The sequence below is a fragment of the Nocardioides oceani genome (genome assembly GCF_030412965.1).
Taxonomy (GTDB): Bacteria; Actinomycetota; Actinomycetes; order Propionibacteriales; family Nocardioidaceae; genus Nocardioides; species Nocardioides oceani.
Window position 1 is genome coordinate 21989 of the sequence record NZ_JAUHJQ010000018.1, and the last position, 13264, is coordinate 35252.

Here is a 13264-nt window from a genome sequence, read left to right on the forward strand (position 1 = left end):
ATGCCGAAGCGCGAGGACATCTCGTCGGTCCTGGTGATCGGCTCCGGGCCGATCATCATCGGCCAGGCGGCCGAGTTCGACTACTCCGGCACCCAGGCCTGCCGGGTGCTGCGCGAGGAGGGCCTGCGGGTCGTCCTGGTCAACTCCAACCCGGCCACGATCATGACCGACCCGGAGTTCGCCGACGCCACCTACGTCGAGCCGATCACCCCGGAGTTCGTGGAGAAGGTCATCGCCAAGGAGCGCCCCGACGCGCTGCTGGCGACCCTCGGCGGCCAGACCGCGCTCAACACCGCGATGGCCCTGGACCGCGACGGCGTGCTGGAGAAGTACGGCGTGGAGCTGATCGGCGCCAACATCGAGGCGATCGACCGCGGCGAGAACCGCCAGGTGTTCAAGAAGATCGTCGAGGAGCTCGGCGGGGAGTCGGCGAGGTCCGCGATCTGCCACTCGATGGAGGACTGCCTGGCGGCGGTCGAGGAGCTCGGCTACCCGGTCGTCGTCCGCCCGTCGTTCACCATGGGCGGCACCGGCTCGGGCATGGCCTACGACGAGACCGACCTGCACCGCATCGCCGGCGCCGGCCTCGACGCGAGCCCGACCACCGAGGTGCTCCTGGAGGAGTCGATCCTCGGGTGGAAGGAGTACGAGCTCGAGGTCATGCGCGACACCGCCGACAACGTGGTGATCATCTGCTCGATCGAGAACCTCGACCCGATGGGCGTCCACACCGGCGACTCGATCACGGTCGCGCCGGCGATGACGCTGACCGACCGCGAGTACCAGAAGATGCGCGACCTCGCGATCGGCATCATCCGCTCGGTCGGCGTCGACACGGGCGGCTGCAACATCCAGTACGCCGTCAACCCGGCCGACGGCCGGCTGATCGTCATCGAGATGAACCCGCGGGTGAGCCGCTCGAGCGCCCTGGCCTCGAAGGCGACCGGCTTCCCGATCGCCAAGATCGCCGCCAAGGTCGCGATCGGCTACACCCTCGACGAGATCCCCAACGACATCACCACGCGCCCCGACGGGCACTCGACGCCGGCGAGCTTCGAGCCGACGCTGGACTACGTCGTGGTGAAGGTGCCGCGCTTCGCCTTCGAGAAGTTCCCGGGCGCCGACCCGACGCTGACCACCCACATGAAGTCGGTCGGCGAGGCGATGGCGATCGGCCGCAACTTCACCGAGGCGCTGCAGAAGGCGCTGCGCTCGCTGGAGAGCCCGAACGCCGTCTTCGACTGGCACCAGGAGTGGGTGGACCTCGACAAGGAGTCGATCCTCGCCGCCATCAGCACCCCGCACGACGGCCGGCTGCGCGAGGTCATGGACGCGATCCGCGCCGGCGCGACGCCGGAGGAGATCTTCGAGGCCACCGGCATCGACCCGTGGTTCCTCGACCAGCTCGCGCTCATCAACGAGGTCGCCGCCGAGGTGACCGCCGCCGACGAGCTCACCCCGGACCTGCTGCGCCGGGCCAAGCGGCACGGGTTCTCCGACGCCCAGATCGGCAAGATCCGCGGCATGAGCGCCGACGTCGTCCGCGGCGTGCGGCACGCGCTGGGCATCCGCCCGGTCTACAAGTCCGTCGACACCTGCGCGGCGGAGTTCGCGGCGGCCACGCCGTACCACTACTCCTCCTACGACGAGGAGAGCGAGGTCGCGCCGCGCGAGACCCCCGCGGTGATCATCCTCGGCTCGGGCCCGAACCGGATCGGCCAGGGCATCGAGTTCGACTACTCCTGCGTCCACGCCTCGTTGGCGCTCGGGAAGGGCGAGGGCGGTGCGGGCTACGAGACCGTGATGGTCAACTGCAACCCCGAGACCGTCTCCACCGACTACGACACCTCCGACCGGCTCTACTTCGAGCCGCTCACCCTCGAGGACGTCCTCGAGGTCGTGCACGCCGAGCAGGCCGCCGGCCCCGTCGCGGGCGTCATCTGCCAGCTCGGCGGCCAGACGCCGCTCGGGCTCGCGCAGGGGCTGGCCCGCGCCGGCGTCCCGATCGTCGGCACCTCCCCGGACGCGATCGACCTGGCCGAGGAGCGCGGCGCCTTCGGCCGGGTGCTGGCCGAGGCCGGCCTGACCGCGCCGAAGCACGGCACCGCGACGTCGTTCCCCGAGGCGCAGCGGATCGCCACCGAGATCGGCTACCCGGTGCTCGTGCGCCCGTCGTACGTCCTCGGCGGCCGCGGCATGGAGATCGTCTACGGCGAGGAGGCGCTCCGGGCCTACCTGGAGAAGTACGTCGCCGCGGGGCTGATCTCGCGGGAGGCACCGGTCCTGGTCGACCGGTTCCTCGACGACGCGGTCGAGATCGACGTGGACGCGCTGTTCGACGGCGACGACCTCTTCCTCGGTGGCGTGATGGAGCACATCGAGGAGGCCGGCATCCACTCCGGTGACTCCTCGTGCGCGCTGCCGCCGATCACCCTCGGTGCCCGTGAGATCGACCGCATCCGCGAGGCCACCGAGGCCATCGCCCGCGGCGTGGGCGTGCGCGGCCTGCTGAACATCCAGTTCGCGCTCGGCTCGGACATCCTCTACGTCCTCGAGGCCAACCCGCGCGCCTCCCGGACGGTGCCGTTCGTCTCCAAGGCGACCGCGACGCCGCTGGCCAAGGCGGCCGCCCGGATCATGCTGGGGGAGTCGATCGCCGACCTGCGGGCCGCCGGCGTGCTGCCCGCGGAGGGCGACGGCGGTGCCCTGCCGGCCGACCAGCCGATCGCGGTCAAGGAGGCGGTGATGCCGTTCAACCGGTTCCGCACCCCCGACGGCGCGCAGGTCGACACCGTGCTCGGCCCGGAGATGAAGTCCACCGGCGAGGTCATGGGCTTCGACCGCGACTTCGGCACCGCGTTCGCCAAGTCCCAGGCCGCCGCGTTCGGCCCGCTGCCGACCAGCGGCCGGGTGTTCGTCTCGATGGCCAACCGCGACAAGCGCTCGATGATCTTCCCGGTCAAGGTCCTCGCCGACCTCGGCTTCGAGATCCTGGCGACCGCCGGCACCGCGGAGGTCCTGCGCCGCAACGGCGTCGCCGCGACGGTCGTGCGCAAGCACTTCGAGGGCACCGGCCCCGCGGGTGAGAAGACCACGGTCCAGCTCATCCTCGACGGCGAGATCCAGATGGTCGTCAACACGCCGTACGGCGCGGGGGAGGGCCAGGCCCGCCTCGACGGCTACGAGATCCGCACCGCCGCGGTGCGCGCCAACGTCCCGTGCATCACCACCGTGCAGGGCCTCGGCGCGGCCGTCCAGGGCATCGAGGCCGCGCGCCGCGGCGACATCGGCGTGCGGTCGCTGCAGGAGTGGGCCAGCCGGTGACGGCGTACGGGCTGCTCTTCGACCACGTCGCCACGCGGATCGACCCGGAGCGCGCGCACCACCTCGGCTTCCGGGCGGTCCGCGCCGGTGCGGCGGTGGCGCGGCGGCTCGGCTCGCCCGGTGAGCCCGTGGCGGCGCTCGGGCTGACCTTCCCCAACGTCCTGGGCGTGGCGGCCGGGTTCGACAAGAACGCGGTCGGCATCGACGCGCTCGGCGCGCTCGGCTTCGGCCACGTCGAGGTCGGCACGGTCACCGGCGAGGCGCAGCCCGGCAACCCGCAGCCGCGGCTCTTCCGGCTGCCCGCCGACCGAGCGGTCGTCAACCGGATGGGCTTCAACAACGAGGGCGCCGAGGCGGTCGCCCGCCGGCTCGCCGCCCGGGCGGCCCGCCGGCGCGACGCCGCCACCAGCGGCCCCGGCACGGGACCCGTGCTCGGCGTCAACATCGGCAAGACCAAGGTCGTGCCGGACGAGGACCAGGCGGCGGTCGAGGCGGACTACGCCAAGAGCACGCGGCTGCTGGCGCCCCACGCGGACTACCTCGTGGTCAACGTCAGCTCGCCGAACACCCCCGGGCTGCGCAACCTGCAGGCCGTCGAGAAGCTCCGGCCGCTCCTCGAGCACGTCCGTCGCACCGCCGACACGGTGACCTCGGCCCGGGTTCCGCTGCTGGTCAAGATCGCCCCCGACCTCGCCGACGAGGACGTCCTGGCCGTCGCCGACATGGCGCTGGCGATCGGGCTCGACGGCATCGTCGCCACCAACACGACCATCTCGCGCGAGGGGCTGGTCAGCGACGCGGCCGACGTCGCGGCCATCGGCGCCGGCGGGCTGTCGGGCCGCCCGGTCCGCGAGCGCGCGCTCGAGGTCACCCGGCTGCTGCGCGGCCGCCTCGGCAGCGGGCCGACGATCATCGGCGTCGGCGGGATCACCACGCCCGAGGACGCCCGCGCCCGGCTCGAGGCCGGCGCCGACCTGCTGCAGGGCTACACCGCATTCGTCTACGAGGGTCCGTTGTGGCCGCGACGGGTCGTGGCGGGGGTCTCCCCGGGGTGAAGGCGCCGCTCCACACCACCGGCGAGGTGCTGGCCAGCAAGCGGGTCGGTGCCTACCAGCACCTGACCGTGGTGGCCCCCGGCGTGGCCGAGCGGTTCCGGCCCGGCACGTTCGTCGCGGTCTCGGTGGACGGCACCCGCCTGGCCCGTCGCGCGCTGTGGGTGCACGGCGTCAAGCCCGTGGGCGGCTACGGCCCCGCCCTGCAGCTGGTGGTCGAGCCGGTCGGGCCCGGCACCCGCTGGCTCGCCGAGCGGCCCGTCGGCGCCCGCCTGGAGGTGACCGGCCCGCTGGGGCGCGCCTTCGCGCTGCCCAAGGAGCCGGTCGCGACGCTGCTCGTGGGCGAGGGGTACGCCGCCGCGCCGCTGTTCCCCCTGGCCGAGCGGCTGCGCGAGCGCGGCTGCCCGGTGAGCCTGTTGGTCGCCGCTCCCGACGAGCGCCGGCTGCTCTCCGCCCTCGAGGCGCGCCGCGTCGCGCGGGCGGTCACCGTGGTGACCGCCGACGGGTCGGTGGGCCGGCGCGGGTCGGTCGCCGACGTCGTGGCCGGCGTGCTCGCGCAGTCCTCGGCGGAGGTCGTGTACGCCGCCGGGCCGGTGCCGACGCTGCACGCGGTCGCGTCGGCGGCCGAGCAGGCCGGTGCCTGGAGCCAGACGGCCGTCGAGCAGCCGCTGACGTGCGGGACCGGGCTGTGCCACGGCTGCCCGCTGCCGGTGGTCGGCGAGGACGGCGTGGCCCGGGTGGTCCGTGCCTGCACCGAGGGGCCGGTCGTCCGCGGGGACCGGGTCCGCTGGGCCGAGCTCGAGCCGGTCGCGGCGGTCGGCGCGAGGGAGACGCCGTGATCGACCTGGCCGGCCCCGTCGTCGTGGCGGCGGGCTGCGGCGGCACCGGCCGCGAGCTGGCCGCCCTGGCCGCGCTGGACGGCGTCGGCGCGTTCACGACCCGCTCGCTGACCCTCAACGCCCGCACCGGCGGGCCGGCGCCGCGGATCGCGGAGACCCCCGCGGGCCTGGTGCACAGCACGGGGCTGCCGGGGCCCGGGCTCGAGATCTTCCTGGCCACCGAGCTGCCCTGGCTGGTCCAGCAGCAGCCGCGGGTCGTGGTGTCGGTGACCGGTGCCTCCGTGGCCGAGCACGCCGAGGTCGCCCGCCGGCTCGCCCAGGCACCGGGGGTGCGCGGCATCGAGGTGAACCTCGCGGTCCCCGACGCCCGCGCGCACGGCCTGCTCGACGTGCGCGAGCCGTTCCACGCCGCCAACGTCGTCGCCGCGGTCGTCCGCGAGGCGCAGGACCTGCCGGTGCTGGCGAAGGTGCGCGCGGACGTCCTGCGCGTCGCCGAGTCCGCCCGGGTGGTGACCGACGCGGGCGCGGCCGCCGTCGTGGTCGGTGGCCCCCAGGCGGCGGCCCTGCCCGACGGCCGGCCCGCCGGGCTCAGCGGCCCCGCGGTGCTCCCGCTCGCCCTGCGGTGCGTGACCGAGGTCCGCGCCGCGCTGCCCGGCGTACCCGTCGTCGGCGGCGGCGGGGTCACCACCCCCGACGACGCGCGCGCGTTCCTCGCCGCCGGGGCCGTCGCGGTCCAGGTCGGGACCGCCCTGCTCCACGACCCCACCACCGCCGCGCGGATCGCGGCCGCGCTCGCCTGAGGAGGCACCCATGACCAGCACCCCGACCCCGTTCGGAGCCCGCCTCCGCACCGCCGTCGACGCGCGCGGGCCGCTGTGCGTCGGCATCGACCCGCACGCCGGGCTGCTGGCCGACTGGGGCCTGCCCGACGACGCCGAGGGGCTGCGGCGCTTCGCGCTGACCGTCGTCGAGGCGGTCGCTCCGCACGTCGCGGCGGTCAAGCCGCAGTCGGCGTTCTACGAGCGGTTCGGCAGCCGCGGCGTCGCGGTCCTCGAGGAGGTCGTCGCCGCCGCGCGGGCCGCCGGCGCGCTCGTGGTCATGGACGCCAAGCGCGGCGACATCGGCTCGACCTCGCAGGCGTACGCCGAGGCGTACCTCGACCCCGCCTCGCCGCTGGGCTCCGACGCCGTCACCGTCAGCCCGTTCCTCGGGTTCGGCTCGCTCGACCCGTTCGTCGACGCCGCCCACCGGCACGGCGGCGGGCTCTTCGTGCTCGCGCTCACCTCGAACAAGGAGGGGCCGGAGGTCCAGCACGCCCGCCTCGACGACGGCTCGACGGTCGCCGGTCGCGTCCTGGACCACCTGCGCCGGCTCAACGCCGGGGCCGACCCGCTGGGCTCCTTCGGCGCGGTCGTCGGCGCGACGATCGGGGAGACCGAGGAGGACCTGGCGTTCAACGGACCGATCCTCGCGCCGGGGTACGGCGCGCAGGGCGGCACCGCCGCCGACGTGCGGCGCATCTTCGGCTCCGCCGCCGCGAACGTCCTCCCCAGCTCCTCCCGCGACGTCCTGCGGCGCGGGCCGGACGTCGCCGCGATGCGCGACGCGGTGCGGGCGACCAACGACGAGCTCGCGGCCCTGCGGTGAACCGCCCGGCCCCGGCGCTCCTCGCCGCGCTGCTCCTGCTCGTCCCGGCGACCGCGTGCTCCCAGGACCCGCACGAGCGGTACTGCGAGGTCGTCGAGGAGCAGCGACCGGAGCTGTCCGAGGCGGTCGCCGACGGCTCGCCCGGGGCGCTGATCGCGGCGCTGCCGAGCATGGAGGCGCTCGAGGACGCCGCACCCCGCGACCTGCGCGACGAGTGGGACCTGGTGACCGGCCGCGTGCGCGAGCTGGGCGAGGCCCTCGAGGACGCCGGCGTCGACCCGGCGACGTACGACCCGGTCGAGGAGCCCGAGGACGGTGCCGACGACGAAGCCGGTGGTGCTGAGGACGGGGCCGACGAGGTCACCGAGGAGGAGCGGGCACGCATCGACGCCGCCGTGCGCGAGCTCGTCGCGCCGGCCACCCGCGAGGCGCTCGCCGGCGTGCAGCAGCAGGCCCGCGACGTCTGCGGGACCCAGCTCACGCTCTGAGGGACCTGCGTTGCCGGGGGTGAAGAGTTCTGACTAGATTGGGCCTCGCCCTCCGAACCGTCGCTCGACAGAAGGACTCGCCCGTGGCGCTCCCGCCCCTCACGCCGGAACAACGCCAGGCGGCCCTCGAGAAGGCAGCCGCCTCCCGTCGGGAGCGGGCCGAGATCAAGAACCGGCTGAAGAACTCCGGTGCCTCGATCGTCGACGTGCTCCGCGAGGGCCAGGAGAACGAGGTCATCGGCAAGATGCGCGTCGTCGACCTGCTCCAGTCGATGCCCGGCCTGGGCAAGGTGCGGGCACGGCAGGTGATGGAGCGCCTCGGCATCGCCGAGAGCCGGCGCGTCCGCGGGCTCGGGACCAAGCAGGTCGCCGCGCTCGAGAAGGAGTTCGGCTCCCGCGGTCAGGCGTGAGCGCGCCCGAGCGCCGCTCGCGACTCGTCGTCCTCGCCGGCCCCACGGCCGTCGGCAAGGGCACCGTCGCCGCGCACATCCGCGAGCACCACCCCGAGGTCTGGATCTCGGTCTCCGCCACCACCCGCCCGCCGCGCCCCGGCGAGGTCAACGGCGTGCACTACTGGTTCGTCTCCGACGAGGAGTTCGACCGGATGATCGCCGAGGACGACCTGCTGGAGTGGGCGGTCGTGCACAAGGCCGCGCGGTACGGCACCCCGCGCCAGCCCGTCGACCTCGCGCTGGCCTCCGGGCGGCCCGCGATGCTCGAGATCGACCTCCAGGGCGCCCGCCAGGTCCGCCGGTCGATGCCCGAGGCGCTGTTCGTCTTCCTCAAGCCGCCCTCGTGGGAGGAGCTGGTGCGCCGGCTCGTCGGGCGCGGCACCGAGACCGAGGAGGAGCGCGAGCGCCGGCTGTCCACCGCCCGCGCCGAGCTGGCCGCCGAGAGCGAGTTCGACCAGACGATCGTCAACCACGAAGTTCACGCTGCTGCCGACGAGTTGGTAGCCTTGATGACGCTCGACTGAGGCGCCGCCCGCCCCGCGCCGGCTGCGCCCTCCGGGCGCCCATCCACCGATCAGTGAGGCTTCACGCGTGTCTGCCCCCAACATCGACGCTCAGGGTGTCACCAACCCCTCGATCGACGACCTGCTCACCAAGACCGACAGCAAGTACAAGCTGGTCCTCTACAGCGCCAAGCGCGCCCGGCAGATCAACGCCTACTACTCCCAGCTCGGCGAGGGCCTGCTGGAGTACGTCGGCCCGCTCGTCGACACCCACGTGCAGGAGAAGCCCCTCTCGATCGCGCTCCGCGAGATCAACGAGGACCTGCTGACCTGCGAGGACGTCGACCCCGCCGAGCTGGCCGCCGAGGAGGCCGCGGCGAAGGCCGCCGCCATCGACGCGTCGTTCACCCCCGGCGAGTGACCCGCTGAGCACCGGCTCGGACCACGAGGCCGCGTCCCCCACGGGGGCGCGGCCCGTTGCTCGTCCGACGGTCGTCCTCGGGGTGACCGGCGGGATCGCGGCGTACAAGGCCTGCGAGCTGCTGCGCCGGTTCACCGAGTCGGGCCACGACGTGACGGTGGTGCCGACGGAGTCGGCGCTGGAGTTCGTCGGCGCGCCGACCTGGGCCGCGCTGTCGGGCAAGCCGGTCGCCTCCGACGTGTGGACCGACGTCCACCAGGTGCCGCACGTGCGGCTGGGCCAGACCGCCGACCTCGTCGTCGTCGCGCCCGCCACGGCCGACACGCTGGCCCGCGCCGCGCACGGCCTGGCCGACGACCTGCTCACCAACACCCTGCTCACCGCCCGCTGCCCGGTCGTCGTGGCGCCGGCGATGCACATTGAGATGTGGGAGCACCCCGCCACGCGGGCCAACGTCGCCACGCTGCGCGAGCGCGGCGTCGTGGTCATCGAGCCTGCGGAGGGGCGGCTCACCGGCAAGGACACCGGCAAGGGCCGGCTGCCCGACCCGACCGAGATCTTCGAGCTCTGCACGCACGTGCTGGCCCGCGCCGCCACGGGCGGCACCGGCCAGGACCTCGCCGGCCGGCACGTCGTGGTCTCCGCGGGTGGGACCCGCGAGTACCTCGACCCGGTCCGCTTCCTCGGCAACCGCTCCTCGGGTCTCCAGGGGTTCGCGCTGGCCCGCGCGGCGGCCGCCCGCGGCGCCGAGGTCACCCTGGTGGCGGCCAACAGCACGCTGCCCGACCCCGCCGGCGTCACGGTCGTGCGGGTCGAGACGATCGCCGAGCTGCGCGACGTGGTCGTCCCCGCGGCCGCCTCCGCCGACGCCGTGGTGATGGCGGCCGCTCCGGCGGACTTCCGCCCGGCGACGTACAGCGAGTCGAAGATGAAGAAGGCCGTCGACGGCTCCGCCCCCGCCATCGAGCTGGTGCAGAACCCCGACGTCCTCCACGAGCTCAGCACCTCGCGCGGCCGCGCGGACACGGTCGTCGTCGGCTTCGCCGCGGAGACCGGTGACGACACCGGCACCGTCCTCGAGCTCGGCCGCGCCAAGCTCGCCCGCAAGGGCTGCGACCTGCTCGTCGTCAACGACGTCAGCGGGGGAGCGGTCTTCGGGAGCCCGGACAACGAGGCGGTCATCCTCGGCTCCGACGGCGCCGCCACCGAGGTGCCCCGCGGCTCCAAGGCGACGCTCGCCCACGCCATTTGGGACGAAGTCGTCCGCAGGCTGCAGGATGGAACGGCTCGTACCTGAGACACGCGTCCCACCCGTCGGGACGCGGCCTATCGTGAGCACGAACCCCGAACGACAGGAGCTGCGCTGTGGCCGGACGACTCTTCACCTCCGAGTCCGTGACCGAGGGACACCCGGACAAGATCGCCGACCGCATCAGCGACACGGTGCTCGACTACCTGATGGCCAACGACGGTGACAAGGAGAACCTCCGCGTCGCCGTGGAGACCCTCCTGACCACGGGCCTGGTCGTCGTGGCCGGCGAGGTGCGCACCAACGCCTACGCCCCGGTCGCCGAGCTGGTCCGCGAGGCCATCCTCGACATCGGCTACGACTCCTCGGAGAAGGGCTTCGACGGCACCACCTGCGGCGTGCAGGTCGCCATCGGCGGCCAGTCCGCCGACATCGCCCAGGGCGTCGACCACGGCCACGAGTCGCGGGTCGGCACCTCCGAGGACGAGCTCGACCGCCGCGGCGCCGGCGACCAGGGCCTGATGTTCGGCTACGCCTGCGACGACACCCAGGTGCTCATGCCGCTGCCGATCGTGATCGCCCAGCGCCTCGCCGAGCGGCTCACCGAGGTCCGCAAGACGGGCGTCATGGACAACCTGCGCCCCGACGGCAAGACCCAGGTCACCATCGAGTACGACGCCGACGACCGCCCGGTCCGCGTCGACACCGTCGTGCTGTCCACGCAGCACTCCGAGGAGACCGACCTCGCCAAGCTCGAGATCGAGATCAAGCAGAACGTCATCGACCCGGTCCTGGCGACCTTCGACATCCCCTCCGACGACTACCGGCTGCTGGTCAACCCGACCGGCCGCTTCGTCGTCGGCGGCCCGATGGGCGACGCCGGCCTGACCGGCCGCAAGATCATCGTCGACACCTACGGCGGCATGGCCCGCCACGGCGGCGGCGCCTTCTCCGGCAAGGACCCGTCGAAGGTCGACCGCTCCGCCGCGTACGCCATGCGCTGGGTGGCCAAGAACGTCGTCGCCGCGGGCCTGGCCCGCCGCTGCGAGGTCCAGGTCGCCTACGCGATCGGCAAGGCCCAGCCGGTCGGCGTGTTCGTGCAGACCTTCGGCACCGGCGTGGTCCCCGACGAGGAGATCCAGCAGGCCGTCCTCGAGGTCTTCGACCTGCGTCCCGCCGCCATCCTGCGCGACCTCGACCTGCTGCGCCCGATCTACGCCAAGACCGCCGCCTACGGCCACTTCGGCCGCGAGCTGCCGGAGTTCACCTGGGAGCGCACCGACCGCGCCGACGCCCTCAAGGCCGCGGCCGGCATCTGAGCCTCCGCCACGGTCCTGCCGGCGCCTGCCGACGGGACCGTCGGCGCTCGCTGGGAGACTTCCGCTCGTGACCGGACCGGAGGAGCAGCCCGAGCTGCTCCCCGGCCTGGTGCGGGCGAGCCTGCAGGAGTCGCAGGCCAAGGCGCGGGCGACCCGGGCGCGCAAGGCGGCCGAGGCGGAGGTCGCCGAGGCCGACCCGGTGGCGCGGGTGCTGGTCGACGTGGCGCTGGCCCACCTGGACCGCACCTTCGACTACGCGGTGCCCGCGTCGATGGCGGAGGCGGCGCAGCCGGGCGTCCGGGTCAAGGTGCGGTTCGCCGGGCAGGACGTCGACGGCTACCTGCTCGAGCGCGCCGCGACCTCCGACCACCCCGGCCGGCTGGCCCCGCTGCGACGGGTGGTCAGCGACGAGCAGGTGCTGAGCCCGGCCGTCGCGGGGCTGGTCGGGGCGGTCGCGGAGCGGTACGCCGGCAGCCGCTCCGACGTGCTCCGGCTGGCCGTGCCGCCCCGGCACGCCACCACCGAGAAGGAGTCCTCGCCACCCGAGCCGCCGATGCCACCCGAGCCGGCGGCAGGGGACGACGCGGCGGCGGGCTGGGCGGTGTACGAGCACGCGGCGGCGTACCTCGCCCGGCTCGCGGAGGGCGCGTCACCGCGCGCGGTGTGGTCGGTCGCCCCCGGCGAGGACTGGCCGGCCCGGCTGGCGGAGGCGGCCGCGGCGACCCGCCGCTCGGGCCGGGGCGCGCTCATCTGCGTGCCCGACGGCAAGGACGTCGACCGGGTGGACCGGGCGCTGACCGCGCTCCTGGGCGAGGGCCACCACGTCACGCTGACCGCCGACGCGGGTCCGGCCCGGCGCTACCGCGACTTCCTCGCCGTCAGCCGCGGCACGCGCCGGATCGTCGTCGGCACGCGGGCGGCGGCCTTCGCGCCGGTGCACGACCTGGGCCTGGTGGTGGTCTGGGACGACGGCGACGACCTGCACGCCGAGCCCCGCGCGCCGTACCCCCACACCCGCGAGACGCTGCTGCTGCGCGCCGGGCGCGAGGGCGCGGCAGCGCTGGTGGCCGGCTTCGCGCGCAGCGTCGAGGCGGAGTACCTCCTGCGCACCGACTGGGCCCGCGAGCTCGCCGCCCCCCGCGCCGTCGTCCGCGAGCGGGTGCGCACGGTCGTCGCCGGCGCCAGCGACCTCGACCTGGTGCGCGACCCCCTCGCCCGGTCGGCCCGGGTGCCGCGCCAGGCGCTCGAGGCGGTCCGCGCGGCGCTCGAGGACGGCCCGGTGCTGGTGCAGAACCCCCGCCTGGGGTACGTCGCCGCGCTGGCCTGCGAGCGGTGCCGGACACCCGCGCGGTGCACCGTGTGCCGCGGACCGCTGGTCCTCACCGGGCCGACGACCCCGCCGGCCTGCCGCTGGTGCGGCACCGAGGCGCCGGGCTGGTCCTGCGGGGAGTGCGGCCACCGCGGCCTCCGTGCACCGGTCGTGGGCGACGCGCGCACCGCCGAGGAGCTCGGCCGCGCGCTGCCGCGCACGCGGGTGCTGACCAGCTCCCGCGACCGGGTGCTGGCGACCGTGGACGCCCGGCCGGCCGTCGTGGTGGCGACGCCGGGCGCCGAGCCGGTCGCGGAGGGTGGCTACGCCGCCGTGGTCCTCCTCGACGCGTGGCTGCTGCTCGGCCGCACCGACCTGCGCACCGACGAGGAGGCGCTGCGGCGCTGGTGCGACGCCGTGGGACTGGTCCGGCCGGGAGGGCGCGCGCTGCTGGTCGGCGACCCCGCGCACCCGGCGGTCCAGGCGCTGGTCCGCTGGGACCCGGGCGGGTTCGCGGCCCGCGAGACCGCCGAGCGCCAGGAGGCGCACCTGCCGCCGGCGAGCCGGCTCGCGACCATCACCGGCGAGCCGGGCGCCGTCGACGACGCGCTGACCCTGCTCAGCCTGCCGGAGGTCGCCGAGGTGCTGGGGCCGGTCCCGG

At 74.8% G+C, this 13264-nt stretch carries 12 protein-coding genes; all 12 read left to right on the plus strand.

The window, feature by feature from the left end:
- Complete coding sequence (gene carB, locus QWY28_RS22035) at window positions 1–3324, plus strand: carbamoyl-phosphate synthase large subunit (RefSeq protein ID WP_300955062.1); 3324 nt, start codon at window positions 1–3, stop codon at window positions 3322–3324.
- Window positions 3321–4379 carry a quinone-dependent dihydroorotate dehydrogenase gene (locus QWY28_RS22040; RefSeq protein WP_300955063.1) on the plus strand — a complete coding sequence of 353 codons (1059 nt, stop codon included), beginning with the start codon at window positions 3321–3323 and terminating at the stop codon, window positions 4377–4379. Before carB ends, QWY28_RS22040 begins: the two co-directional genes overlap by 4 nt.
- Window positions 4376–5215 (plus strand): iron-sulfur cluster-binding protein, encoded by an 840-nt coding sequence (locus QWY28_RS22045; RefSeq protein ID WP_300955064.1) that lies wholly within the window; start codon window positions 4376–4378, stop codon window positions 5213–5215. Before QWY28_RS22040 ends, QWY28_RS22045 begins: the two co-directional genes overlap by 4 nt.
- Window positions 5212–6015, plus strand: a complete 804-nt coding sequence (locus QWY28_RS22050) for a tRNA-dihydrouridine synthase (RefSeq protein ID WP_300955066.1) — start codon at window positions 5212–5214, stop codon at window positions 6013–6015. The genes QWY28_RS22045 and QWY28_RS22050 overlap by 4 nt, the downstream gene beginning before the upstream one ends.
- 10 nt (window positions 6016–6025) lie before the next feature.
- Window positions 6026–6862: an orotidine-5'-phosphate decarboxylase gene (pyrF, locus tag QWY28_RS22055; protein WP_300955068.1), complete on the plus strand. Its 837-nt coding sequence runs from the start codon at window positions 6026–6028 to the stop codon at window positions 6860–6862.
- Window positions 6859–7350, plus strand: coding sequence for a hypothetical protein (locus QWY28_RS22060; RefSeq protein WP_300955070.1), 492 nt, complete (start codon window positions 6859–6861; stop codon window positions 7348–7350). Before pyrF ends, QWY28_RS22060 begins: the two co-directional genes overlap by 4 nt.
- 83 nt (window positions 7351–7433) lie before the next feature.
- Window positions 7434–7760, plus strand: a complete 327-nt coding sequence (gene mihF, locus QWY28_RS22065; protein WP_300955071.1) for an integration host factor, actinobacterial type — start codon at window positions 7434–7436, stop codon at window positions 7758–7760.
- Entirely contained in the window at window positions 7757–8326 is a 570-nt protein-coding gene (gene gmk, locus QWY28_RS22070; RefSeq protein ID WP_300955073.1) for a guanylate kinase, read from the plus strand. The genes mihF and gmk overlap by 4 nt, the downstream gene beginning before the upstream one ends.
- A 67-nt stretch (window positions 8327–8393) precedes the next feature.
- Window positions 8394–8726: a DNA-directed RNA polymerase subunit omega gene (gene rpoZ, locus QWY28_RS22075; RefSeq protein ID WP_166188889.1), complete on the plus strand. Its 333-nt coding sequence runs from the start codon at window positions 8394–8396 to the stop codon at window positions 8724–8726.
- Between the two features lie 4 nt (window positions 8727–8730).
- Window positions 8731–10023 carry a bifunctional phosphopantothenoylcysteine decarboxylase/phosphopantothenate--cysteine ligase CoaBC gene (gene coaBC / locus QWY28_RS22080; RefSeq protein ID WP_300955081.1) on the plus strand — a complete coding sequence of 431 codons (1293 nt, stop codon included), beginning with the start codon at window positions 8731–8733 and terminating at the stop codon, window positions 10021–10023.
- A gap of 68 nt (window positions 10024–10091) precedes the next feature.
- Window positions 10092–11294, plus strand: coding sequence for a methionine adenosyltransferase (metK, locus tag QWY28_RS22085; protein WP_300955078.1), 1203 nt, complete (start codon window positions 10092–10094; stop codon window positions 11292–11294).
- A gap of 67 nt (window positions 11295–11361) precedes the next feature.
- The coding region (locus QWY28_RS22090; RefSeq protein WP_300955080.1) for a primosomal protein N' at window positions 11362–13264 on the plus strand (1903 nt) is incomplete at its 3' end.